The organism is Stenotrophomonas sp. 109824_Sma (genome assembly GCF_056480025.1).
The window spans coordinates 3,535,691-3,559,737 of the sequence record NZ_CM151078.1; the positions used below are offsets into that span (position 1 = coordinate 3,535,691).

Below are 24,047 nucleotides of genomic sequence, written 5' to 3' on the forward strand. Positions count from 1 at the left end.
TCCCAATGCCCTTGCCCGTGTCCCGATCCACCCTGCTCGCTCTCTCACTGCTGGCGTCGCCAGCCTTCGCACAGGCGCCGCCGCCCGAGCTGCCCGCCCCCATTGCCGAGAAAGCCGGGCCGGATGTGGCCCCACGCTCCGCGCTGCACGCCCAGGTGCTGCTGGATCGTGCGAATTTCTCTCCCGGCCAGATCGATGGCGAAGTGGGCAGCAACCAGCGACGCGCGGTGTCGGGCTTCCAGGCGGCGCATGGGCTGACCGTAACGGGTGAACTGGATGACGCCACCTGGAAGGCTCTGCAGGCCGATACGATCACGCCGCTGGCCAGCTACACGCTGACTGCTGAGGATGTTGCCGGTCCGTTCCAGGCCACGCCAAAAGGGCCCGCCGCCCAGGCCAAGCTGAAATCGCTGGAATACGGCAGTGTGGAAGAGGCCCTGGGCGAGCGCTTCCATGCATCCCCTGAGCTGCTGAAGCTGCTCAATCCAGGCGTGGATCTTGACAAGGCAGGCGGCCGCATCCAGGTACCCAACATCGCACCGGCCGCATTGCCGAAGTCGGCGAAGATCCTGGTCGATAAATCCGACTCCACCCTGCAGTTGCTGGATGCGCAGGGCAAGGTGATTGCACAGGTCCCGGTGTCGTCGGGCAGCCAGCACGACCCGTTACCGATCGGCGAATGGAAGATCCTGGGCGTGTACCGCGACCCGCCGTTCCACTACAACCCGAAGCTGTTCTGGGATGCCCGCAAGGGCGAAAAGAAGGCCACCCTGCCACCGGGCCCGAACAATCCGGTCGGGCGGGTCTGGATCGACCTGTCCAAACCACATTACGGCCTGCACGGCACGCCTGAACCCGGCCACGTGGGCAAGACCGAATCGCATGGCTGCGTGCGCATGACCAACTGGGACGCGCTGCGTGTGGCCGATGCGGTGGACACTTCGGTCCCCGTGGTGATGCAGGAGTGAGCCGATGCGCCTTCCGCAGCTGATCGTACTGGGCGTTCTGCTGGGACTGGGTGCAGGTTGGTGGCTGCGCCGCGACGCGAGTGAGCCGGTAGCCGCCTCGCTGCCGGCAGCGCCATCGACGGTGGCCGCCGCGCCGGTGACGGAACCAGTAGCGCCGCGCGCAACAACCCCACCCGCCGCCACCGCGCAGTCGGCCGCGCAGGCTGCGGATGCACCGTCCGGTCTGCTGCTGCCGCTGCAGGGCGTACTGCCCTCTCAGCTGCGCGACACCTTCACCGATGCGCGCAGCGAGGGCCGTGTGCACGATGCCATCGACATCATGGCCGATGCCGGTACCCCGGTACTCGCGGTGGCCGATGGCACGGTGGAAAAACTGTTCGACAGCGAGCGCGGCGGCTTGACGATCTACCAGTTCGAACCTAGCGGACGCTGGTGCTACTACTACGCGCATCTGCAGCGCTATGCCGATGGCCTGGCGGAAAAGCAGGTGATCAAACGCGGGGATGTGATCGGTTACGTCGGCAGCACCGGCAACGCCAGTGCCGACGCGCCGCATCTGCATTTCGAGGTGCATGTGCTGGGGCCGGAAAAACAGTGGTGGAAGGGAGAGTCCATCAATCCCTACCCCCTGCTGAAGTCGGCGGCGCTGATGCCCGGCGCTGCCAGCGCCGCAACACCAGAGTAAAGACAGCCAACGCAGCCCCTGGAATCAGCAGGAACAGCGCCGCCATCTTCCAGAAGAAGAACGGCCACAGCCAGATGTAGTCCAGGTCGGTCAGCTTCAGCAGGTCCAGCGGTGGCTGCAGCTCGATGTCTGCCGCGCGCCCCGCCAGCGCCGGGTCCACCTCCAGCACAGTTACCCGCAGCCATGAGCGGCCGCGTGGCAATGCGTCGCCGCGGCCATAGCCAAAGTAGAACGCCGTGAGGCCGCTGGACTCGACCGAAGCCAGCGCGCGATTGATGCCCTGCCCGGCCACTCCCGAACGCTCCCCTGCGCGGAAGTCTCCCTGATCGGTCGGAGTTTCGATGCGCAGCAGCACCTCGGGGTCAGCCTCCGTACCGTCCGCGGCATAGCGCAGGCGCAACCGCAGTTGGTCATCGATGAGGCGGTAGACGGTGATCTGGGCGGTTGCGCCAGGACTCAGCACCAACGGCACCGTCTGCGTGCGCGACGCCAGGGTATTGGCAGCCGCACCCAGCAGCAGTACCAGGCAGGCGACGCCCCACAGGCTCCACAGCACCCACAGGGTGATCCGCACGACCGTCTCGCCCTTCACGCTGACATCCTGGTCATTGCGTCGCTTCCCGCTGGCCTTGGCCACACAGTAACGAAAAAGCCCCGCTTGCGCGGGGCTTTTCCTGTCACCTACGCCGGGCAGCTCCCGGCGCTACCTCAGGCAAACGGATCCTGCAGGACCATGGTGTGGTCGCGGTCCGGGCCGGTGGAGACGATGCTGATCGGGCAGCCGGCCAGCTCTTCCAGCGAACGCAGGTAGGCACGTGCGGCCGGCGGCAGGTCGTCCCAGTTGGTGATGCCGTGGGTGTTCTCGCTCCAGCCCGGGAACTCCAGGTACACCGGGGTGCAGTCTTCCCAGCCCTGCGCGTCCAGCGGCGCGTACTCGGTGCGCTTGCCGTTGTATTCGTAGGCGATGCAGACCTTCAGCTTTTCCATGCCATCCAGCACGTCCAGCTTGGTGATGCACAGGCCGCTGATGCCGTTGATGGCCACGGCACGCTTCAGCGCGACGATGTCCATCCAGCCGCAACGACGCGGGCGGCCGGTCGAGGCACCGTACTCGGCGCCGCGGTCACGGATGCCCTGGCCGACTTCGTCGTCCAGCTCGGTCGGGAACGGGCCGCCGCCGACGCGGGTGGCGTAGGCCTTGGCGATGCCCAGCACGTAGTCGATCGAATCGGCGCCGACGCCGGAACCGGCCAGCGCACCACCAACAGTGGTGTTGGAGCTGGTGACATACGGGTAGGTGCCGTGATCGATGTCCAGCAGCGCACCCTGCGCGCCTTCGAACAGCACGCGCTTACCCTGCTTGCGCAGGTCGTGCAGGATGCCGGCCACGTCGGACTTCATCGGCTGCACGTATTCGCCGAAGGTCAGCGCTTCGTCGAAGGTCTTCTGGAAATCGACCGCATCGGTGTTCAGATACTTGGTCAGCACGAAGTTGTGGTAATCCAGCGCGGTGCGCAGCAGTTCTTCCAGCTGCTTCGGGTAATGCAGGTCGGCGATGCGGATGCCGCGACGCGCCACCTTGTCTTCGTAGGCCGGGCCGATGCCACGGCCGGTGGTGCCGATCGCCTTGCCACCGGCTGCGCGCTCGCGCGCCTGGTCCAGGGCGATGTGGTACGGCATGATCAGCGGCGCGGCCGGGGAGATCTTCAGGCGCGAACGCACTTCCACGCCGGAGGCTTCCAGCTCGGCGATTTCCTTCTGCAGCGCGGCCGGCGAGATCACCACGCCGTTGCCGATCAGGCACAGCGCATCGTCACGCAGGATGCCCGACGGGATCAGGTGCAGGACGGTCTTCTTACCGTTGATGACCAGGGTGTGGCCGGCATTGTGGCCGCCCTGGAAGCGCACGACGGCGCCGATTTCCTCAGTGAGCAGATCGACGATCTTGCCCTTGCCTTCATCGCCCCACTGGGCACCCAACACTACGACAGACTGACCCATGACGGGCTCCTCGATTTGTTGCGGCCATCGGGGCCGCGGACGGGTAAACCGTGGCGGGGCTGGCCAGCACCTGGAGGGCGGCTCCAAACGGGGAGCGGCCGGCGATGGAAGGCCCAGACACGGAAAAAGCCGAACGGGGAGGCCCGTCCGGCTTTTGTGCATTATCCGGGTTTCCGGGGTCCGCTGCCACCTTTCCGACGGACGGCTTCACCGGCCGGTCAGGCGCCCCGCCCGGTCGTGCCGGCCGTTGGCCGGCAATGCCAACCAAGGTTGGCATCTACCAGAGCCGGACCACGCATGTGCCGGCCGGTCAGGCGCCTCCCCGGTAGTGCCGGCCGCTGGCCGGCAATGCCAATCAAGGTTGGCATCTACCAGAGCCGGACCACGCATGTGCCGGCCGGTCAGGCGCCTCCCGGTAGTGCCGGCCGCTGGCCGGCACTACCCTTTCAATGCCGCACCCACCACAGCAGGCTCAGGCCGGCCAACAGCACCAGTCCGCCGAAGCTGCGCAGGGCCGGGCTGGGCAGGTCCAGCAGGCGTTCGGCCATGCGCTTCCAGGCGAACGGGGCGGCGAACAGGAACAGGCCTTCCAGCACCGCCACCAGGCAGACGGCGGCGAACAGATCTTTCATGGGGGACTCCGGAAAAAGCACGGGGCCCGGCATCTGGCCGGGCCCCGTGGGGTACTGCCCTGCGACCTCAGCGGTCGTTCTTCAGGTACTGCAGGAACGGGTCGTTCTTGTCGAGCACGATCACGCCGTTGCCGTCGGTCATGGAGCCACGGTAGGCCTCCAGGCTGCGGTAGAACGCATAGAACGACGGGTCGGCCGAGCCGGCCTTGCCGTAGATGCGCGCCGCATCGGCATCGCCTTCACCGCGCAGGCGCTGTGCATCACGCTCGGCTTCGGCGATCAGCACGGTGCTGTCACGGTCGGCCTGGGCGCGGATGGTCAGCGACTGCTCCTCGCCCTCCGCGCGCAGCTTCGCTGCTTCCTGCTTGCGCTGGGCGCGCATGCGCTCGTACACGTCGTTGATCACCTGGCTGTCGGTCGGCAGGTCCACCTGCTTGATGCGCAGGTCGATCATCTGCATGCCCAGCCCGGCCACGGCTTCGTTGATCCCCTTCAGCTGCTCGGCGATCAACTCGCTGCGGTCGCCGGACACCAGCTGCTGCAGGGTGCGCGAGTTGATCTGGTTGCGCAGCGAGTCGGTGATGATCGGTGCCAGGCGGGCATTGGCGATGCGCGGATCGCCGCCGGTGGCACGGAAGTAGTCACCCACGTTGGAGATGTAGCCGATGGCGAAGAAGTCGACGCTGACGTCCTTCTGCTCGGCGGTGAAGTAACGCGCCGGGGCGGTGTCGAGCACCTGGAAGCGGCGGTCGAAGACCTTCACCGTTTCCACCACCGGCACCTTGAAGTGCAGGCCCGGCTTGATGTCCGAACGCACCACCTTGCCCAGGTTCAGCACCATGGCGGTCTGGTCCTCACGGACCACGTACACCGAGCCGAGCAGGCCCAGCACCACCGCCACGATCACGGCGATCCAGATAGGACTCTTCATCGGCTGCCCTCCTCACGGCCGCTCGGTCGCCCGGTCGGGCGGCCCACCGGCCGGCCCGGATCACGGGAAGCTTCCACCGCTGCACCCGGCAGCGACGGCATCACCACGTCCGGGTTCGCCACTGCGGCCGGGGCCGAGGTGGTGGGACGGGTGTCGCCGGTCATCGGCACGTAGATCAGCTGGCGGCCATCGCCACCGATCACCTTGCGGTTCTCGCTCAGCACCTGCTGCACGGTCTCCAGCCACAGGCGCTTGCGGGTCACTTCCGGGGCGTCCTTGTACTGGGCCTGCAACAGGCTGAAGCGCTGCGCGTCACCCTCGGCCTTGGAGACCACGGCCTGCTTGTAGCCTTCGGCGGTGGTACGGGCGCGCGAGGCCTGGCCTCGGGCTTCCGGCACGACCTTGGCGGCGTAGGCCTGGGCTTCGTTGATCAGGCGTTCCTTGACCTGCTGCGCACCGTTGACCTCGTCGAAGGCCGGCTTCACTTCTTCCGGCGGACGGGCGTCCTGCAGGGTCAGGCCGGTCACGGTCAGGCCGGTCTTGAACGCCTTCAGCAGCGCCTGCAGGCGCTCCTCGGCAGCCACGGCCAGCGGGCCACGGTTGTTCAGCACGGCGTTGAGGTCGGCACGGCCGACTTCCTCGCGCACCGCGCTCTGCGCCGACTGCTCCAGCACCTGGTTGGCATCGACCGTGCCGAACAGGTACTGCTGCGGGTCGTCGATGCGGTACTGGACGTTCAGCGAGACGTTGACGATGTTCTCGTCGCGGGTCAGCACCGGCACCTGGATCGAGAAGGTCTTGATCTCGGTGGCGTTGACCTTGGTGACCGATTCAATCGGCCACGGCAGCTTGAAGTTCGGGCCGGGCTGCAGGATGCGCGAGAACTGGCCGAAGCGCAGCACCACGCCACGCTGCTGTTCGCCGATCAGCTGGAAGCTGGAGAACAGCACCAGCAGCACCACGGCTGCCACCACCCAACGCATGATGCCGCCGTCGAACAGGTCCTTCAGCGGCCCGGGCAGTCCGCCCCAGCCACCACCATTGCCACCGCCGCGCGACCCGAACGGCCCGCGTCGATTGTCCTCGGGGCCTTGTCCGCCCTTGTTGCCGCCGGGTGTATTCCAGGCCATGCACGCTCCATCAAGATGTGGGCTGCGGCGCGGGCCCTTCCCGCGGCGCCAGCCGTGAAACCATTACCGATCATACAAGATGGGGCGGATCGGCAGGATCGAAAGGGGGGCGACGGGGTAAGGTGGCGTTTTCCTCGAAGTCAGGCAACGCCGATGGCCCCCACCACCCCGTTCACCGCCTTCCGCATCGAAAACGACGACGCCGGCTACCGCAGCGGCCTGGCCCAGCTCGATGTCGACGACCTCAACCCCGGCCAGGTGCTGATCCGCGCCCACTGGTCCTCGGTCAACTACAAGGACGCCCTGGCCGGCACCGGCAAGGGGAAGATCCTGCGGCGCTTCCCGCTGGTGGGTGGCATCGACGTGGCCGGCACCGTGGTCGCCAGCACCGACCCGGACTGGCGTGAAGGCGACGCGGTGCTGGCCACCGGCTGTGGCCTCAGCGAGACCCGTGACGGCGGTTACAGCCAGTATGTGCGGCTGGAGTCGCGTGCGGTGATTGCCCAGCCGGCCGGGCTGAGCCCGCGCGAGGCGATGGTGCTGGGCACCGCCGGCTTCACGGCGGCGCTGGCCCTGCTGCGCATGCAGGACAACCGGCAGACCCCGGATCTCGGCCCGCTGGCGGTCACCGGCGCCAGCGGCGGCGTCGGTGCGCTGGCGCTGTCGATCTTCAGCCGTGCCGGCTACACCGTGCACGCGGTCAGTGGCAAGCCGGACCAGACCGACTTCCTGCGCGCCATCGGTGCCAGCGAGGTGCTGCCGCGCGAGGCGCTGGCCGACACCGGCCCGCTGCAGTCGGCGCGCTTCGGCGGGGGCCTCGACAATGCCGGCGGCGCCATGCTCGCCAGCCTGCTGGCGCAGACCGTGCCCTACGGCAGCGTGGTCAGCGCCGGCCTGGCGGCCAGCCCGACGCTGGACATGACGGTGATGCCGTTCATCCTGCGCGGTGTGTCGCTGCTCGGAGTGTCTTCGGCCAATGCACCGCGGGCGCTGCGCGAAGAGGTGTGGTCGCGCCTGGGCACTGAATGGAAGCCGCAGCACCTGGACCGCATCTGCACCGCCGAGGTTGGCCTTGATGGCCTGCCGGCAGTGTTCGAGCGGATGCTGGCGGGTGGATCGCTCGGCCGCACCGTGGTGCGGATCGACTGAACGTCGCAGGCAGGCGACGGACGGCAGATGCCCCCCTCCCGCCGGTAATGAGCCCGCACTACACTGCGGGCATTACATGGGGAACAACATGGCACGCATTCTGATCGTCGACGACTCACCGTCGCAGCTGTTGGGGATACAGCGCATCGTCGAGAAGCTCGGGCACCAGATCCTGACCGCCACCGATGGCGCCGCCGGGGTCGAAACCGCCAAGGCCGAGCTGCCCGACCTGGTCCTGATGGACGTGGTGATGCCCAACCTCAACGGCTTCCAGGCCACCCGCACCCTCGCCCGCGACGAGGCGACCCGGCATATCCCGGTGATCCTGGTGACCACCAAGGACCAGGACACCGACCGCATGTGGGGCATGCGCCAGGGCGCCAAGGCCTACATCACCAAGCCGTTCTCGGAAGACGAGCTGTCCGAGGTGCTGGAGCGGGTGTTCGCCGGGCAGGGCTGAGATTCGCGCGGTAGTGCCGGCCGCTGGCCGGCAACCACGCATCACCGTTCCGGGTCATGAAATTGCCGGCCAGCGGCCGGCACTACCGGAAGGCGTGCGGACCAAGGTCTGCACCCACCAGAATCGGCCTCAGATTGACTCGCCGAACGCCTTGGCCAGATTCCGGTACGCCTTCTTCTGCGCCTCGTCGGTCGCAGCCGGAGCCACGATCTCGATTTCGACGATCTGGTCGCCGTCCGGGCTGCCCGGCAGGCCACGGCCACGCAGGCGCAGCTTGCGGCCTGCATCGGAATCGGCGGGAATCTTCAGCTCCACCGTGCCGCCCAGCGTCGGGACGCTCAGGCTGGTGCCCAACGCGGCCTGCCACGGCGTGACCGGCAACGTATAGAGGATGTTGCGGCCATCGACCTCGAACTGCGGGTGGGCGGCGTACTCGACTTCCAGCAGCAGGTTGCCGCCATGGTTGCCCTGCCCGGCCAGGCGGATCACCTGGCCCGGACGGATGCCTTTGGGCACGCGCACGTCCAGCTGCTTGCCGTTGACGGTGATGCGCAGGCTGTCGCCGCTGTAGGCCGCTTCCAGCGGTACCGACAGCTTGGCGCGGGTGTCGCGGTTGGGCGCGTGGCCCTGGCTGCTGAAGCCCGGGCCCGGACCGCCACCGCCACCGCCACGCTGGCGCGCGAACAGGCTTTCGAAGAAGTCGCTGAAGCCGCCGTTGGGGCCACCACCGCCGAACACTTCCTCGAAATTGAAACCACCGGCGCCGCCGTAGTTCGGCGGCACGTTGAACTCCTCGCCCGGGCGATAGCCCTGCGCGCGCAGCTGGTCGTAGGCCGCGCGCTTTTCCGGATCGCGCAGCGCCTCGTAGGCCTCGTTGACCGCCTTGAACTTGTCTTCCGCCCCGGCCTCCTTGCTGACGTCCGGGTGGTACTTGCGTGCCAGCCGGCGGTAGGCGGTCTTGATCTCCGCCTCGCCCGCGCTCGGTTCCACCCCCAGGGTGGCGTAGTAATCCTTGAATTCCATCCAGCTACCTCGATCTGCTTCGGCCGCGCCGGTGGCGCCGCCCCGGGTTCATTCTACGCGCCGGCGATGCTACGCCGCCCCTCGTGCGGCCCCGGTGAGGCCGACTGATCCTGCGCAATGCGGCTGCCATCCCGATACCCCAGGCTGTGGCTGGAAGCCCCCGCCGCAAAGCCTGAAGATGGGGCCTGCACACGGGTTTTCCAATGTCTTGACGCCCCTGTCCCATCCGGCCCACTAGCCTGCCCCAGCAAGGAGTTCCCCATGACCATCCATGTCGGCGACCGCATTCCGGAAGTGACCCTCAAGCGCATCCGCGAGGGCATCGAAACGCTCGATACGCATTCGCTGTTCGACGCGCGCAAAGTGGTTCTGTTCGCCGTGCCCGGCGCGTTCACCCCGACCTGCTCGGCGCGCCACCTGCCCGGCTACGTCGAGAAGTTCCAGGCGTTCCGCCAGCGCGGCATCGATGTCTACTGCATGGCCGTCAACGACCCGTTCGTGATGAAGGCCTGGGCTGCCGACCAGAGCGTGCCCGACGGCCTGCTGATGCTGTCCGACGGCAATGCCGAACTGACCCGCGCGCTCGGCCTGGAGCTCGACGCCAGCGCCTCGGGCATGGGCATCCGCTCACGCCGGTTCGCCCTGTACGTGGTGGATGGCGTGGTGCGTGCGGCCTGGATCGAGCAGCCGGGCCAGTTCGAGGTGTCTTCCGCCGAGTACGTGCTGGAGCACCTGCCTACCTGATTCCCCACCGCAAGAGGAAACGGCCAGCCATGTCCAGCAAGCCAGCCAAAGCCGCAAAGCCCGCCGCCAGGGTTCCCGGCATCAGCGACCGCAAGACCCTGCGCGAACGCGCCCGGCGCAACATCGAAGACGGTGCGATCACCGACAGCTACAGCGCCGACCGCAAGGTGGTGATCAAGCTGCTCAACGATGCACTGGCCACCGAGTACGTATGCGTGCTGCGCTACTACCGGCATTACTTCATGGCCAAGGGCATGCTGGCCGACGCGGTCAAGGCCGAGTTCCTCGAGCATGCACAGCAGGAACAGGCGCACGCCGGCAAGCTGGCCGAGCGCATCGTCCAGCTTGGCGGCGAGCCCGACCTCAACCCGGATACGCTGACCGCACGCTCGCATGCCGAATACAAGGAAGGCAGCGACCTGCGCGACATGGTCCGCGAGAACCTGGTGGCCGAACGGATTGCCATCGACAGCTACCGCGAGATGATCAACTTCATCGGCGACCGCGACACCACCACCAAGCGCATCCTCGAAGAGATCCTGGCGCAGGAAGAGGAACACGCCGACGAGTTTGCCGACCTGCTGGATGGGTGGATCGGGGAATGAGCTGGTAGATGCCCACCTTGGTGGGCGCCTTTGCCGCGTGCCAACCAAGGTTGGCACCTATCAGAGCACGGCGGTGTCGTTGGCGTTGGGCCGCGCGCCGACCAAGGTTGGCATCTAGCGGAGGACGTTGAACCGCACCTGCGTCCACGCGCCGTCGGCCGCCAGCGCGGTCAGGGTGTGTGCGCCCGGTTCGGCGAATTCGCGCTGCATCAGCTGCGCGCCGTGGGTCTGCGCGATCCAGCGTCCATCCAGCAACCAGTCCACTGCCTGCTCGCTGCCCAGCGCGCGCAGCTGCAGGCGTACGCCATGTTCCGAATTCGGCGCGCGCGCCAGCGTGGCGCCATCATTGAGTCCGTCCACGTGCAGCGCGACGCTGGCCTCCCGCCCGTCGTCGCGGCAGTCCGGCGACAGCGCCGGCAGCTGCGAGGCCTCGCGCGTGGCCTTGGGTAGCCATGGGGACAACAACGCCGGCCAGCGCGCGATCTCCCGCGCGACTTCCTCATGCGGCAAACGGCAATCCGCGGATACACGCAGTCCGGTCCGCGCGTCGGCCAGGTAACGCTGCCGCCCCGGCTGCCAGCGCCGCGCCTCGCGCTCGGGGAAGGTCGGCGGCGCCGCACCGTCCAGCAGATAGGCCGACATCCGACGTTGGCACAGCGCCGCCGGCAGGCCCTCGGCGCGTTCGCCGGTGGGCCAGCAGATGTCTTCCTGGCTGACACTGGCCGGCATCGGTGCGGCCGCCGAATCGCCGCGCTGGCGCGGCAGGCTGTCCACCACCTCGAACATCAGCGGCAGTGCGGTGACCGCGCCATACTGGCCCGGCAACGGCGTGCCGTCCGGCCGACCCACCCACACGCCCACGGTGTAGTGGCGGGTACTGCCGATCGCCCACGCATCGCGATAGCCATAGCTGGTGCCGGTCTTCCACGCCACGCGCGGGCGGCCACCGACATCGAAGGTGCCGACGCTGTAGCCCGGACGCGGGTTCGATTCCAGCATCTCGCGCACGATCCAGCTGGCGCCCGGCGAGGCCAGGCGCCGCTCGATCATCGGCTCGTCATCGGTGTAGCGCACGCGGCCGGCGATGCCGTTGCGGTTGAGCGCGGCGAACGCACCGACCAGATCTTCCAGCCGCGCACCGGTGCCACCCAGGATCAGCGACAGGTTGGGCGTGCTGCCCGGTGGGAAGCGCAGCTGGATGCCGGCGTGCGACAGGCGCGCGGCGAAGCGCGCGGCCCCGACCCGCTGCAGCAGGTCCACCGAGGGCACATTGAGCGACAGCCGCAATGCGCTGGAAGCACCAATCGGCCCATTGAAGGCCATGTCGAAGTTGCCGGGGCGGTAGCTGCCGAAACTCTGCGGCGCATCGACCAGCAGGCTTTCCGAATGGATCAGGCCATCATCCAGCGCCATTGCATACAGGAACGGCTTGAGCGTGGAGCCCGGCGAACGCCAGGCCTGCACCATGTCCACGTGGCCCAGCCGCTGGCGGTCACCGAACGCCAAGGTGCCGACATAGGCACGCGCCTGCAGGGTCTGGTTGTCGACCACCAGCAAGGCGGCCGAGGTGCGCTCGGGCAGCGTCGAGAAATAGCTGGCCACGCGTTCTTCCAGCGTGCGTTGCAGGCCGATGTCGATGCTGCTCTGGATGCGTGCCTGGCCGGGGTACGCCGAGTGAAGTCGTTGCGCCAGCAGTGCGGCATGCAGTGGAGGCCGCAACGAGCGCGCCACCACGTTCTCGATGCGCGCGTCCTCCACCTCTTCCGGTGTCCACGCGCCCAGTTCGGCCATGCGTGACAGCACCTTGTCGCGTGCCTTCTGCGCGGCTTCCGGATGGCGGTCCGGGCGCAGCCGGCTCGGCGCCTGTGGCAGCACCGCCAGCAACGCGGCTTCGGCATGCGACAGCTGCGCCGCCGGCTTGCCCAGATAGGCCCAGCTGGCCGCTTCCACGCCCTCGATGGTTCCCCCGTAAGGCGCGCGCTCCAGGTACAGGGCCAGGATCTGCCGCTTGCTCAGGTGCACTTCCAGCTGCACCGCGCGCAGCATCTGCTTGAGCTTGCCCCACGGCGTGCGCGTGTGCGGGTCGAGGATGCGGGCGACCTGCATGGTCAGGGTCGAGCCACCGGAAACAATGCGGCCACCGCGCAGCAGCTGGCCGCTGGCACGCAGGATCGCCAGCGGGTTGATGCCCGGATGGCGCCAGAACCAGCGGTCCTCGTAGGTCAGCAGCGCCTGCAGATACAGCGGCGAGACGCTGTCGATCGATGCCGGATAGCGCCACACGCCCTCGGCATCGGCAAACGCGCGCAATGGCGTGCCGTCGGCAGCCACCACCAGGGTGCTGGTATCGCGCTGCTTCGGCAGCGGCGGCGGGAAGACGACATCCAGCACCAGCAGCAGCGCCAGCGTGGCGGCCGTGCCCCAGCGCAGCCACGGCCACAGCGGCCGCAGCCAGCGGCGCAGGGCCGCCAGCCGGGTCGTCATCGTGTTCTTCATTGCAGCGTGCCGGATTGGAGCTTGCCAGCGGGACGGGCCGCGCCGTCGCGGCCCGTCCGCGCGGTCACGGCTGCACCACCGTGATCGTGGTCGGGTTGCTGCGGCCGACGCCACGCAGCTGCGGCCGGTACATGTCCTCCACCAGCGGCGGCGGCACCGAGTAGGTTCCCGGCGTCACCGCACGCACCAGGTAGAACACGTTGGCCTTGCTGCCACGCGAGAGCTTCAGCGCGGCCACATAGCGATCGTCGCGGAACTCCTCATGCTTGGTATCGGCAGCTTCGCCGCGGTCGCTGATGGTGATGCCATCGACCACCACGTCGGCCCACTGCTTGGCGTCGCCCAGGTTGAAGTTCTCGATCTCCAGGCCGGCCGGCAGCAGGTCGGTCAGCAGTGCGTCCGGCATCGTAGTGTCGCCGGTGACGGTGACGCGCACGATCAGCGCTTCGCCTTCCTTCAGCGGGCGCGGCGACCACGGCTTGCCATCGGTGCCGTAGTAGCTGCGCTCAACGCCCAGCACGCTGTTGTCCGGTGCCGGTGCGCTGCGCGGAATACCGGCCACGTCGATGCTGGCGAACATCGGCGGCTGGCCCTGCGGGGTGAAGCGTACGCCGCTGGCCAGTTCGCTGGCGCTGAAGGTGCGGCCGAACAGCTTGCGCTCGCCGATGGCTTCGGTGTTGCCTCCAATCACCAGCTCACCGGCCACCAGCGCCTTCTGGTTGGCGGCGAGCGCCTTGCCGAGGCGGGCAATCGCCACCTGTTCCTGCGTGCTCAGCCACATCCAGCCGGCATTGCGGCGCGCATCCAGGCCACGGCCGAGATCCACCGCACGCGCATCCCAGGCCGGCTTGGCCAGCTTGTTTTCGTGGGTCAGCGCGATCATCAGCGCGTCATCACGGATGGCGCTGCCGTAGTCGCCGAAATAGGACGGGCGTTCGCTGCTGGACTTGGCGAAGGCCGCGGCCAGCGCGGCCTGGCCACGCTTGGCATCGCCCTGCAGCGAGAGCGCCACGCCCAGATGGACCAGCGACAGGCCACCGACCGCCTTGCTGCGCTCGTTGTCGTACAGCGTGCGCAGGGTACCCAGCGGCGCACGGTTGACCCGGGCCAGCACGTAGCCCGAATACGCCTGGTTGGCGAACTTCAGCTTCTCGCGGTCGTCCTGGCCGTAGAACTGGTTGCCACCGGACAGCAGGTCCTCGCTGAGCCGGTTCAGTGCCTTCTGCAGCACGTTGTCCGGCACCGCGAAACCGGCGTCCTTGGCATCGAGCAGGAACTCGGTGATGTACGGGGTCAGCCACGGGTTCACGTAGCCGTCGTCACCCCACATCGAGAAGTTGCCGTTGGCCACCTGCATCGACGCCAGGCGACCGAACGCGCCTTCCATGCGCTCGCGACGGGTCTTGGCATCCAGGCCGTCGGCACCGAGCATCGACGACGTCGCCTGGTCCAGGATCAGCGCGGCGTAGCCCTTGCTGGTGGTCTGCTCGGCACAGCCGTACGGGTAGTTCAGCGCGCCCTGCAGCGCACTGGCGAACGGAATCGGCGGCAGCGGGCTGACCAGCAGGCGGGCATTCACCGACTCGGACATCAGGCCATCGGTCAGGCTGTTGTCGAGGCTGACCGCGGCCAGCGGATCCAGCGTACGCACCTGCGAACGCAATACCTGCGGCCACGCCGCACGCACCGGCAGGTCGTAGCGGCGATCAGCCTTGAAGCCGTTGCCATCCACGCGCACCCGCACCTTGGCCACGCTGTGGCCTTCGCGTGCCGACAATGGGAAGCTCAGCGTGGTCTTGGCATCGGCATTCAACTGCACGCTGCGGCTGCCCTCGCCCAGGTTCAACGGGCCTTCGCTTTCCACCTTCACGTTGAACTGGCCCGGCTTGCCGGTGAAGTTCTGCACGTCCAGGGTCACGGTGCTGCGGTCGCCCGGGGCCAGCACGCGTGGCATGCTGGCTTCGGCCAGGATCGGCGCGCGCACGATGGTTTCCACATCACGCTTGCCATACTGGTCATCGCTGTAGACCAGCGCCGACACGCGCAGGGTGCCGTTGAAGTCCGGTACCTTCAGGCGGATGCGGGCATTGCCCTTGGCATCGAGCTGCACCGGGCCGGAGAACAGGTCCACGGTCTGCACGCGTGCCGTCGGGCGCTTGGCCTGCGGCAATGCCTGCAGCGCCATGTCACCACCGAACTTCAGCTTGCCGCTGCCACCATCGAAGCTCTCGATCACCCGGCTGTAGATGTCATAGGCATCGATGCCGAGGCGACGCTGGGCGAAGAAGTGCGCACCGGCGTCGGGCACCGGGAAACGGGTGATGTTGAGGATGCCCACGTCCACCGCCGAGACGGTCACGTGCGCGGTCTTGCCGGCCAGCTGCGGCGCACTGACCGTCACCGGCAGGTCCTGTTCCGGCCGCATCTGCTTGGGCGCGACCAGGCCGACGGCCACGGTGCGGCCCTTGCGGTCCATCGGCACATGCACCACGCCCACGGCGCGGGCCGGGGTGATCTTGCTCGGTGCACTGCCGCCACGGAACACCAGCGCGGTGATGTAGACGTCGTGGCGCTCCCAGTCGGCGGTGACCGGAATCTTGAAGGTCGAACCCGGCTTGGCCTCGATGTCCTGCACGTACAGCATGCGGTCGGTCTCGACCATCAGGATGCCCTTGCCGGCGTGCGGCGGGGTCACCGTCACCTCCAGGGTATCACCGGCCTTGTAGCCGGTCTTGTCCAGGCCCAGCTTGACCTTGTCCGGGCGCGCGTCCAGGCCGCGGTTGTCGTCGCCCCAGCTCCAGCCGGCGCGGAACGGATAGCGGCTGGTCAGGCCGGTGGACGGATCGAACACGTCCACCCGGTACTCACCCCACTCCACCGGGAAGTCGAAGGCGACCGCGCTGCTGCCGGCATCGACGGTGCGGGTTTCCTTGTTCTCGAAACGGCGGGTGAAGTCGTAGTCCCAGCGGTTGTCGTTGAAGGTCCAGTGGTAGTCGCGCAGTTCGCGCACCAGGGTGATCTTCAGGCCCTTGGCTGGCTGCGGTGTGCCGGCGGCATCCACGCGCATCAGTTCGAAGCGTGCGTTGCCGTTGGAATCAGCGCCATCGTCGGGGTTGAACAGCGGCCGCACGCCGACCAGCGCGTTGGCCGGCCACATCACCCGCTTCAGGGTACGGGTGACCGTGCGGCCACCGGTTTCATACAGGCTGCCGGACAGCACCACGGCGATCGGTGCCTTAGCCTTGGCCGCCTCTTCCGGCAACGCCACGTCCTCACGCAGCTGGCCATTGCCCGGCAGCGTGGTATCGATCACGTCCTTGGCCTCGCGCGGCAGCTGCAGGGTCGGGTCACCGAAGAAATAGCCCGGCAGACCGTCCACCGGCTTCTGCTCGGCGGCCACCGCCATGCGCGCGGTGAAGCGGTTGCCATCGGCCGGCGCGCCATACAGATAGGCGCCATTGGCCTGCAGGCGCAGGTCCTCACCCGGCTTCAGCGTCTTCTGCGCGCTGTCCAGGTCCAGCTTCATGCGCTCGGGCAGGAACTCCTCGATGCGCAGGGTCATGCCCTGGATCGCTTCCTTGCTGGCCGGGTCGGTGCGGAACTCGACCTGCCAACGCCCGGTCGGCGCCTCGGCGGGGATGACCTGCTCGAAATTGATGTAGCCCTGGTCACCCGGCTGCAGCCGGGTCTCGCGGAAGGTCTTGCCATCGGGCTGCTTCAGGCGCAGGAACACCGGCTGGGCCTTGACCGGCTTGCCGTCGTTGTCGCGCAGCAGCGCGGACAGGCGCACGGTCTCGCCCGGCCGGTACAGGTCGCGCCCGGACCAGGCATAGACGTCGAACCAGGCATTGTCACGGCCGGCCACGGCGAATTCGCTCAGGTCCAGCGCCGGCTGGTTAAACGGCAGGAAGCTGGTGTCCTTGCCACTGCTGGCGACCAGCACGTGGGTGGCGTCCAGGGTGTAGTTCAGCAGTGCGTTGCCATTGCCGTCGGTGCTGCCCTTCAGTACCACCTCGCCCTTGGCGTCGAGCACGCGCAGGTCGATGCCCTTCAGCGGCGCACCGTCCTTGAGGCCGGCGGTGTGCACGAACAGCTTGTCCTTGTAGGCGCGGGTATGCAGGCCGATGTCGCTGACCGAGAAGAACGCGGTATCGAACTCGCCTTCGTAGTCACCGGTGCGCTTGAGCAGGGCGAAGTACAGGCCCGGCTCCTGCAGTTCCTTGATGTCCTGGGTCGGCAGGTAGGTCAGCACCCGCTCGTTCTTCTTGCCGCCAAGGATGAAGCGGTTGACGTAGACCGGCTCGGCCAGCTTGTTGATCGGGCTGCGTTCGTAGTCGCTGCTCAGTTCCCAGCTGCCACGGCGGCCGCCGCGCTGGTACTGGCTGAAGAAGGTCGGCAGGTCCTTCTCGCGCACGCGCAGGAATTCGACGTCGACTTCCGGCACGTTCACCGAGACCACGGGCAGGCCGCGGCTGTCCTTGGCCGGCAGCACGCTGCCCTGCGACGCGAAACCCACCACCGGCTTCAGTTCGCCACTGAACACCTTCTGCTTCAGTTCCTTGCCCAGGCGGCTGCCATCGGCGGCCAGCAGGTCCGGCGAGACCACCAGGCTGAACTCCTTGCCGGCCTCTACGAACGGGTAACGCAGGGTCAGGCCGTCATCGGACAGCGTCCAGCTGCTGTCGTCGGTGCCGACCTTCTCCTCGAAGCGCACCAGTGTGTCGAAATCCTGGGTGCCGACCAGCGGGCGCGAGAACTCCAGCGCCAGCGACAGGCCGTCATTCTTCTGGTCCGGGTAGGCGCGCAGCAGGGTGAACTCCTTCACCTGCTCGGCCTTGGTGGTGATGGCTTCACCACTGGCCTTGGGCAGCTGCCCGCTGTCGTTGCGGCAGCCGGCCAGGCCCAGCAACAGGCCTCCTGCCAGTATCGCCGCCGCCCATCCCCACCGCTTCCGCCGTGCCGGACCGCTCATGTCGTCACTCCTTGATCGAGGCGGCCATTATAGGCAGGCCGCGTCAAGGCGTTGACACCCGGCGGTCGGAAACCCGGTCCCGCCCGGGACCTGGTAGCCGCCAACCTTGGTTGGCGCCCTCCTGCCAACCAAGGTTGGCATCTGCCAGAGCGCCCCTACCCCGGCAGGTACAGGTCCACGTAGTCGGTCACCGGCATCGCGGCCAGCGCCACCGGGTCCAGCGATGCGGCCAGGATGCGCTGCTGCTGGGCGGTCGGGAAGCGGTGGGCCAGGTGCCGGCGGAACTTGTCCATCAGCAGCGGAATGCCTTCCTCGCGGCGTCGGGCGTGGCCGAGTGGGTACTCCACCAGTACCTCCGGCAGTTCGGTGCCATCAGCGAAGCGCACGCTCAGGCCGTTGGCGATGCTGCGCTTGTCCGGGTCCAGGTAGTCGGCGCTGAGCCGTGGATCCTCATGGCAGGCCATCTTCGCGCGCAGGGCGTCGATGCGTGGATCCGCCGCCACGTCGTCCTCATAGTCCTCGGCCACCAGCCGCCCATGCAGCAGCGCGATGGCGACCATGTACTGCACGCAGTGGTCGCGGTCGGCCGGGTTGTGCAGCGGCCCCTGCTTGTCGATGATGCGGATGCAGGCTTCCTGGGTGCGGATCGCGATGTGCGCGATGTCCTCGACCCGCCGCCCCGTCGCACGCAGCTGCTGGTGCAGCGCGATCGCTGCCTCCACCGCGGTCTGGCCGTGGAACTCGGCCGGGTAGCTGATCTTGAACAGCACGTTCTCCATCACGTAGCTGCCCAGCGGTCGCCCCAGCGTCAGCCTCTGGCCATGCATGGACACCGCCTCGAAGCCCCAGGTCGGCGCGCTCAGCACGCTGGGATAGCCCATCTCGCCGCTGGCCGCCATCAGCGCCAGGCGCACGCCACGGCTGGTGGCGTCGCCAGCCGCCCAGCTCTTGCGCGAACCGGTGTTGGGCGCGTGCCGGTAGGTGCGCAGCGCCTGGCCATCGACCCAGGCCAGCGACAGCGCATTGAGCATGCGTTCGCGATCCAGACCGAGCAACTGCGCGACCACTGCGGTGGTGGCCACCTTGACCAGCACCACGTGGTCCAGCCCAACCCGGTTGAAGGAATTCTGCAGGGCCAGCACGCCCTGGATTTCGTGCGCCTTGATCATCGCCAGCAGCACGTCATGCAGGGTCGGCGCGGGGCGATGCAGGGCCTGTGCGTTGCGCCCCAGCCAATCGCAGACAGACAGGATGCCGCCTAGGTTGTCCGACGGGTGGCCCCATTCGGCGGCCAGCCAGGTGTCGTTGAAATCCAGCCAGCGCACCATCGCGCCCAGGTTGAAGGCCGCCTGCACCGGGTCCAGCACGTAGTGCGTACCCGGCACGCGCGCACCGTTGACCACGCTGATACCCGGCACCAGAGGACCGAGCAGCTTGCTGCAGGCTGGGAAGGACAGCGCTTCCAGGCCACAGCCCAGCGTATCGAGCAGGCAGTGATGTGCGGTCTGGAACGCCAGGGGTGAATCGATGCGCGCGTCGCGCACGTAGTCGACGATGTCCACCAGCAGCGCATCCCACGCTGCACGCTCGTTGGATGGAATGGGGTTGCTGGACATCGTCGATCTCCTCATTGCGGTGCACGGTTGCCCGTGCACCAGGCCAACCAAGGTTGGCATCTACCAGAGCACTACTCGGCCGGTACCCGCACCTTGCCTTCCATCAGCACGCGGGCGCTGCGGCTCATGATGGCCTTGGTCACCGTCCACTGGCCGTCAACGCGTCCGGCCTGCGCGCCCACGCGCAGCGTGCCGGAGGGATGACCGAAGGTCACCGATTCGCGTTCGCCACCACCGGCGGCACGGTTGACCAGGGTGCCCGGAATCGCTGCTGCGGTGCCGATCGCCACGGCGGCAGTTCCCATCATCGCGTGGTGCAGCTTGCCCATCGACAGCGCACGCGCATGCAGGTCGATCGCCGACGCCGGAATGGCCTTGCCGCTGGACGAAACGTAGTCCTGTGCCGGCGCCACGAAGGCCACCTTCGGCGTGTGCTGGCGGGTCGCCGCGTCTTCCAGGCTCTTGATCAACCCCATGCGCAAGGCGCCGTAGGCGCGGATGGTCTCGAACTTCTGCAGCGCAGCCTTGTCTTCGTTGATCGCCGGCTGCAGCTCGGTGCCGGTGTAGCCCAGGTCGGCGGCGTTGAGGAAGATGGTCGGGATGCCCGCGGTGATCATCGTCACCTCGAAACTGCCCACGCCGGGAACATCGAGGGTGTCGACCAGGTTGCCGGTCGGGAACATCGCGCCCGCATCGCCGTCATCGGACGGATCGATGAATTCCAGCTGGATCTCGGCGGCCGGGAAGGTCACGCCGTCCAGCTCGAAATCGCCGATCTCCTGCACTTCGCCATCGCGCATCGGCACGTGGGCGATGATGGTCTTTCCGATGTTGGCCTGCCAGATGCGCACGGTGCACAGGCCATCGCGCGGTACGCGGGCCGGATCGATCAGCCCATTGGCGATCGCGAACGGACCCACTGCAGTACTGAGGTTGCCGCAGTTGCCGCTCCAGTCGACGAAGGCGGTGTCGATCGAGACCTGGCCGTACAGGTAGTCCACGTCGTGGTCAGGCACCGAGGCGGTGGAAATGATCACGCACTTGCTGGTGCTGGAGGTGGCGCCGCCCATGCCGTCGGTCTGCTTGCCATACGGATCGGGCGAACCGATCACGCGCATCAGCAGCGCATCGCGCGCGGCGCCGGGCACCTGCGCGGCCTCGGGCAGGTCCTGCAGGCGGAAGAACACGCCCTTGCTGGTGCCGCCGCGCATGTAGGTGGCGGGAATACGGAGTTGCGGGAGGAAGGTCATCGTCGAATCCACGCGTTTGAATTTCAGGAAATGTCTTGCATCAGTGCGACAAGGCCACGGTCAACGCACCACACACGCATGATGTCCACGCGGTCCGGTAGATCGAGGTAATAGACGAGGTAGCGTTCGAAGCCCGGAACCAGCATGAAGCGCAACGGCACCGGCAGCTGTGCTGCAAGATCGGCGTGCCGGGTGGAACCCGAGCCTGGAAACACCGCGATGCGTTGAAGCGTGGCCTCCAACTCGGCGAGAAAGCGCCGACCCAGTACCAGGCCACCCTGCCGTGCGAACCACAGCGCGGCATCGGCTGCGTCGGCTTCGGCCCGGGGCCTCCATTCAATCGCCTTCACGCTCCATCCTTTCGGTCAGTTCGCGACGCATCCGCTCGAATGTAGCCGCTGTCACCGGAACGGCAGGCCCCGACGCCAGCCCCTCGGCAATCAGCTGCTTGAGCAGTTCTTCGGCCTTGCTGCGCTGACGCTGGCGGATCAGATCACGCACATAATCCGACGTACTGGAGTAGCCGCCTTCGCGCACTTCCTCGTCCACGAACTGCTTGAGCGGATCGGTCAGCGAAATGTTCATGGTGGCCATGAAACTCTCCTTTGGCAGTTTTTGCCAAGTCAGTGTGCGCCCCGTCCTGGTATCGGACAAGCCCGCCCCCGGCGGCCGGGGGGCAGGCATTCAGCACGGCATCACGCCACCTTGGCGCCTTCCAGGAAGTCCTGGGCGAAGCGCTGCAGCACGCCACCGGCTTCGTAGATCGCCACTTCCTCGTCGCTGTCCAGCCGGCAGGTGACCGGCACGATCACGTCCTGGCCGTCGCGGCGGTGAATGACCAGGGTCAGGTCGGCGCGCGGGGTGCGCTCGCCGATCACATCGAAGGTCTCGGTGCCGTCAATGCCCAGGGTCAGGCGGGTGGTGCCCGGCTTGAACTCCAGCGGCAGCACGCCCATGCCGATCAGGTTGGTGCGGTGGATGCGCTCGAAGCCTTCGGCCACGATCGCCTCCACGCCAGCCAGGCGCACGCCCTTGGCGGCCCAGTCACGCGAGCTGCCCTGGCCATAGTCGGCACCGGCAATGATGATCAGTGGCTGCTTGCGATCCATGTAGGTCTCGATCGCTTCCCACATGCGCATCACCTTGCCTTCCGGCTCCACGCGCGCCAGCGAACCCTGCTTCACGCTGCCGTCGTCGTTGCGCACCATCTCGTTGAACAGCTTCGGGTTGGCGAAGGTGGCACGCTGCGCGGTCAGGTGGTCGCCGCGGTGGGTGGCGTAGGAATTGAAGTCCTCTTCCGGCAGGCCCATCTTCGCCAGGTACTCGCCGGCGGCACTGGACGCCAGGATGGCGTTGGACGGCGACAGGTGGTCGGTGGTGATGTTGTCCGGCAGCACCGCCAGCGCGCGCATGCCAGACAGCGTGCGCTCACCGGCCAGTGCGCCCTCCCAGTAAGGCGGACGGCGGATGTAGGTGCTCTGCGGGCGCCAGTCGTACAGCGGGCTGACCGCCGCACCGTGCTCCACGCGCACGTTGAACATCGGGTTGTAGACGCGGCGGAACTGCTCCGGCTTCACCGAGGCCTTCACCACCGCGTCGATCTCGGCGTCGCTCGGCCAGATGTCCTTCAGGCGCACCTCGTTGCCGTCGGCGTCCACGCCCAGCACGTCCTTCTCGATATCGAAGCGCACGGTGCCGGCGATGGCGTAGGCGATCACCAGCGGCGGCGAGGCCAGGAAGGCCTGCTTCGCATACGGGTGGATGCGGCCATCGAAGTTGCGGTTGCCCGACAACACGGCGGTGGAATACAGGTCACGGTCGATGATCTCCTGCTGGATCGCCGGATCCAGCGCGCCACTCATGCCGTTGCAGGTGGTGCAGGCGAAGGCGACGATGCCGAAGCCGAGCTTTTCCAGGTCCGGCAGCAGGCCCGCCTCTTCCAGGTACAGCTGCACCGCCTTCGAGCCCGGCGCCAGCGACGACTTCACCCACGGCTTGCGCAGCAGGCCACGCTCGTTGGCCTTGCGCGCCAGCAGTGCGGCGGCGATCACGTTGCGCGGATTGGACGTATTGGTGCAGCTGGTGATGGCGGCAATGATCACCGCGCCATCGGGCATCAGCCCCTGCGCCTGCTCGGCCTTGCCCGCTTCCAGCTTGGCTTCGTCGGCGATGCCGCGCTCGGCCAGCTCGGCGGTCGCCACGCGCTTGTGCGGGTTGGACGGGCCGGCCATGTTGCGCACCACGCTGGACAGGTCGAAGCGCAGCACGCGCTCGTACTGCGCGGTGGCCAGATCGTCAGCCCACAGGCCGGTGGTACGGGCGTAGTTCTCCACCAGCGCCACCTGCGATTCCTCGCGGCCGGTCAGGCGCAGGTAATCGATGGTCTGCCCGTCGATGTAGAACATCGCGGCGGTGGCGCCGTATTCGGGGCACATGTTGGAAATGGTGGCGCGGTCACCGATGGTCAGTGCCGCAGCACCCTCGCCGAAGAATTCAAGATACGCACCCACCACGCGTTCCTTGCGCAGGAACTCGGTCAGTGCCAGCACCACGTCGGTGGCGGTGATGCCCGGCTGCGGCCTGCCGGTCAGCTCGACGCCGATGATATCCGGCAGGCGCATCCACGAGGCACGGCCCAGCATCACGTTCTCGGCTTCCAGTCCGCCAACACCAATCGCGATCACGCCCAGCGCATCCACGTGCGGGGTATGGCTGTCGGTACCCACGCAGGTATCCGGGAAGGCCACGCCGTCCTGCACGTAGACCACCGGCGACATCTTCTCCAGGTTGATCTGGTGCATGATGCCGTTGCCCGGCGGAATCACGTCCACGTTCTCGAACGCCAGCTTGGTCCAGTCGATGAAGTGGAATCGGTCTTCGTTGCGGCGATCTTCGATGGCGCGGTTCTTCTCGAACGCCTGCGGATCGAAACCACCGCACTCCACTGCCAGCGAGTGATCGACGATCAGCTGCACCGGCACCACCGGATTCACCTTGGCCGGGTCACCGCCCTTGTCGGCGATCGCATCACGCAGGCCGGCCAGATCGACCAGCGCGGTCTGGCCGAGGATGTCGTGGCACACAACGCGTGCAGGGAACCACGGGAAATCGAGGTCGCGGCGGCGCTCGATCAGCTGCTTCAGCGAATCGCCGAGCGTGGCCGGATCGCAGCGGCGCACCAGGTTCTCGGCCAGCACGCGCGAGGTGTACGGCAGGGTGGCATAGGCGCCGGGCTGGATCGCATCGACGGCGGCACGCGCATCGAAATAGTCCAGCGCGCTGCCGGGGAGGTTCTTGCGGTAATCGGTATTCATGGGCTGGCGGAGTGCTTGGGGCGGGCCGGGTGCCGGCGGTGCGGCGGCGAAAGCATCCGGCCGGCACGCGG

Annotated in this window: 19 protein-coding genes; 6 read left to right on the forward strand and 13 right to left on the reverse strand. The window is 67.5% G+C overall.

The window, feature by feature from the left end:
• The first annotated feature begins 5 nt into the window (after positions 1–5).
• Both ACZK1G_RS16745 and ACZK1G_RS16750 read left to right on the forward strand, forming a co-directional pair.
• The gene (locus ACZK1G_RS16745; RefSeq protein ID WP_197622199.1) at positions 6–968 is read left to right on the forward strand and encodes a L,D-transpeptidase family protein; all 963 of its coding nucleotides are present in this window, start codon (positions 6–8) and stop codon (positions 966–968) included.
• Between the two features lie 4 nt (positions 969–972).
• Positions 973–1,653, forward strand: a complete 681-nt coding sequence (locus ACZK1G_RS16750) for a M23 family metallopeptidase (RefSeq protein WP_101765924.1) — start codon at positions 973–975, stop codon at positions 1,651–1,653.
• Here ACZK1G_RS16750 and ACZK1G_RS16755 read toward each other — a convergent pair.
• From ACZK1G_RS16755 to hflK, 5 genes are all read right to left on the reverse strand, one after another.
• Positions 1,583–2,245 (reverse strand): hypothetical protein, encoded by a 663-nt coding sequence (locus ACZK1G_RS16755; RefSeq protein ID WP_101766437.1) that lies wholly within the window; start codon positions 2,243–2,245, stop codon positions 1,583–1,585. The two genes, ACZK1G_RS16750 and ACZK1G_RS16755, sit on opposite strands and share 71 nt — an antisense overlap.
• A gap of 116 nt (positions 2,246–2,361) precedes the next feature.
• Positions 2,362–3,654: an adenylosuccinate synthase gene (locus ACZK1G_RS16760; protein WP_101765925.1), complete on the reverse strand. Its 1,293-nt coding sequence runs from the start codon at positions 3,652–3,654 to the stop codon at positions 2,362–2,364.
• Positions 3,655–4,100: 446 nt separating this feature from the next.
• A complete protein-coding gene (locus ACZK1G_RS16765; RefSeq protein ID WP_049443025.1) occupies positions 4,101–4,286 on the reverse strand; it encodes a DUF2065 domain-containing protein in 186 nt (61 codons plus the stop codon).
• 67 nt (positions 4,287–4,353) lie between these two features.
• Entirely contained in the window at positions 4,354–5,217 is an 864-nt protein-coding gene (gene hflC, locus ACZK1G_RS16770; RefSeq protein ID WP_010482785.1) for a protease modulator HflC, read from the reverse strand.
• On the reverse strand, positions 5,214–6,347 hold the full coding sequence (hflK, locus tag ACZK1G_RS16775) for an FtsH protease activity modulator HflK (RefSeq protein WP_032127819.1): 1,134 nt from the start codon (positions 6,345–6,347) through the stop codon (positions 5,214–5,216). Before hflK ends, hflC begins: the two co-directional genes overlap by 4 nt.
• A 153-nt stretch (positions 6,348–6,500) precedes the next feature.
• Here hflK and ACZK1G_RS16780 point away from each other — a divergent pair, with 153 nt between their 5' ends.
• Both ACZK1G_RS16780 and pilH read left to right on the forward strand, forming a co-directional pair.
• Entirely contained in the window at positions 6,501–7,496 is a 996-nt protein-coding gene (locus ACZK1G_RS16780) for a YhdH/YhfP family quinone oxidoreductase (RefSeq protein WP_101765926.1), read from the forward strand.
• Positions 7,497–7,584: 88 nt separating this feature from the next.
• On the forward strand, positions 7,585–7,956 hold the full coding sequence (gene pilH, locus ACZK1G_RS16785; protein WP_005410644.1) for a twitching motility response regulator PilH: 372 nt from the start codon (positions 7,585–7,587) through the stop codon (positions 7,954–7,956).
• Between the two features lie 129 nt (positions 7,957–8,085).
• On the opposite strand, the gene ACZK1G_RS16790 is transcribed toward pilH, so the two are convergent.
• The gene (locus ACZK1G_RS16790; protein WP_049443022.1) at positions 8,086–8,979 is read right to left on the reverse strand and encodes a DnaJ C-terminal domain-containing protein; all 894 of its coding nucleotides are present in this window, start codon (positions 8,977–8,979) and stop codon (positions 8,086–8,088) included.
• A 261-nt stretch (positions 8,980–9,240) separates the two neighbouring features.
• Between ACZK1G_RS16790 and ACZK1G_RS16795 the strand changes: the two genes are divergently transcribed.
• Both ACZK1G_RS16795 and ACZK1G_RS16800 read left to right on the forward strand, forming a co-directional pair.
• Positions 9,241–9,723 carry a peroxiredoxin gene (locus tag ACZK1G_RS16795; RefSeq protein ID WP_032127816.1) on the forward strand — a complete coding sequence of 161 codons (483 nt, stop codon included), beginning with the start codon at positions 9,241–9,243 and terminating at the stop codon, positions 9,721–9,723.
• A gap of 29 nt (positions 9,724–9,752) precedes the next feature.
• Complete coding sequence (locus tag ACZK1G_RS16800) at positions 9,753–10,328, forward strand: ferritin-like domain-containing protein (RefSeq protein ID WP_049443020.1); 576 nt, start codon at positions 9,753–9,755, stop codon at positions 10,326–10,328.
• A 114-nt stretch (positions 10,329–10,442) separates the two neighbouring features.
• Here ACZK1G_RS16800 and pbpC read toward each other — a convergent pair whose 3' ends face one another.
• The 7 genes from pbpC to acnD all read right to left on the reverse strand — a co-directional run bounded on the left by pbpC (position 10,443) and on the right by acnD (position 23,976).
• Entirely contained in the window at positions 10,443–12,824 is a 2,382-nt protein-coding gene (gene pbpC, locus ACZK1G_RS16805; protein ID WP_049443019.1) for a penicillin-binding protein 1C, read from the reverse strand.
• A 64-nt stretch (positions 12,825–12,888) separates the two neighbouring features.
• Entirely contained in the window at positions 12,889–17,796 is a 4,908-nt protein-coding gene (locus tag ACZK1G_RS16810; protein ID WP_101765927.1) for an alpha-2-macroglobulin family protein, read from the reverse strand.
• Between the two features lie 155 nt (positions 17,797–17,951).
• The gene (locus ACZK1G_RS16815) at positions 17,952–19,412 is read right to left on the reverse strand and encodes a bifunctional 2-methylcitrate dehydratase/aconitate hydratase (protein WP_049443016.1); all 1,461 of its coding nucleotides are present in this window, start codon (positions 19,410–19,412) and stop codon (positions 17,952–17,954) included.
• Positions 19,413–19,483: 71 nt separating this feature from the next.
• On the reverse strand, positions 19,484–20,662 hold the full coding sequence (gene prpF, locus ACZK1G_RS16820; protein ID WP_049443015.1) for a 2-methylaconitate cis-trans isomerase PrpF: 1,179 nt from the start codon (positions 20,660–20,662) through the stop codon (positions 19,484–19,486).
• 23 nt (positions 20,663–20,685) lie between these two features.
• On the reverse strand, positions 20,686–21,012 hold the full coding sequence (locus ACZK1G_RS16825) for a type II toxin-antitoxin system RelE/ParE family toxin (RefSeq protein ID WP_049443014.1): 327 nt from the start codon (positions 21,010–21,012) through the stop codon (positions 20,686–20,688).
• Positions 20,999–21,256 (reverse strand): type II toxin-antitoxin system ParD family antitoxin, encoded by a 258-nt coding sequence (locus tag ACZK1G_RS16830; protein ID WP_006384133.1) that lies wholly within the window; start codon positions 21,254–21,256, stop codon positions 20,999–21,001. The genes ACZK1G_RS16825 and ACZK1G_RS16830 overlap by 14 nt, the downstream gene beginning before the upstream one ends.
• A 101-nt stretch (positions 21,257–21,357) precedes the next feature.
• Positions 21,358–23,976, reverse strand: coding sequence for a Fe/S-dependent 2-methylisocitrate dehydratase AcnD (gene acnD / locus ACZK1G_RS16835; RefSeq protein WP_101765928.1), 2,619 nt, complete (start codon positions 23,974–23,976; stop codon positions 21,358–21,360).
• Positions 23,977–24,047 lie beyond the last annotated feature (71 nt).

Coding starts and splice junctions, on each gene's coding strand:
- ACZK1G_RS16745 (WP_197622199.1), top strand. CDS start 6: ATGCCCTTGCCCGTGTCCCGATCCACCCTGCTCGCTCTCTCACTGCTG.
- ACZK1G_RS16750 (WP_101765924.1), top strand. CDS start 973: ATGCGCCTTCCGCAGCTGATCGTACTGGGCGTTCTGCTGGGACTGGGT.
- ACZK1G_RS16760 (WP_101765925.1), bottom strand. CDS start 3,654: ATGGGTCAGTCTGTCGTAGTGTTGGGTGCCCAGTGGGGCGATGAAGGC.
- ACZK1G_RS16765 (WP_049443025.1), bottom strand. CDS start 4,286: ATGAAAGATCTGTTCGCCGCCGTCTGCCTGGTGGCGGTGCTGGAAGGC.
- hflC (WP_010482785.1), bottom strand. CDS start 5,217: ATGAAGAGTCCTATCTGGATCGCCGTGATCGTGGCGGTGGTGCTGGGC.
- hflK (WP_032127819.1), bottom strand. CDS start 6,347: ATGGCCTGGAATACACCCGGCGGCAACAAGGGCGGACAAGGCCCCGAG.
- ACZK1G_RS16780 (WP_101765926.1), top strand. CDS start 6,501: ATGGCCCCCACCACCCCGTTCACCGCCTTCCGCATCGAAAACGACGAC.
- pilH (WP_005410644.1), top strand. CDS start 7,585: ATGGCACGCATTCTGATCGTCGACGACTCACCGTCGCAGCTGTTGGGG.
- ACZK1G_RS16790 (WP_049443022.1), bottom strand. CDS start 8,979: ATGGAATTCAAGGATTACTACGCCACCCTGGGGGTGGAACCGAGCGCG.
- ACZK1G_RS16795 (WP_032127816.1), top strand. CDS start 9,241: ATGACCATCCATGTCGGCGACCGCATTCCGGAAGTGACCCTCAAGCGC.
- ACZK1G_RS16800 (WP_049443020.1), top strand. CDS start 9,753: ATGTCCAGCAAGCCAGCCAAAGCCGCAAAGCCCGCCGCCAGGGTTCCC.
- pbpC (WP_049443019.1), bottom strand. CDS start 12,824: ATGAAGAACACGATGACGACCCGGCTGGCGGCCCTGCGCCGCTGGCTG.
- ACZK1G_RS16810 (WP_101765927.1), bottom strand. CDS start 17,796: ATGAGCGGTCCGGCACGGCGGAAGCGGTGGGGATGGGCGGCGGCGATA.
- ACZK1G_RS16815 (WP_049443016.1), bottom strand. CDS start 19,412: ATGTCCAGCAACCCCATTCCATCCAACGAGCGTGCAGCGTGGGATGCG.
- prpF (WP_049443015.1), bottom strand. CDS start 20,662: ATGACCTTCCTCCCGCAACTCCGTATTCCCGCCACCTACATGCGCGGC.
- ACZK1G_RS16830 (WP_006384133.1), bottom strand. CDS start 21,256: ATGGCCACCATGAACATTTCGCTGACCGATCCGCTCAAGCAGTTCGTG.
- acnD (WP_101765928.1), bottom strand. CDS start 23,976: ATGAATACCGATTACCGCAAGAACCTCCCCGGCAGCGCGCTGGACTAT.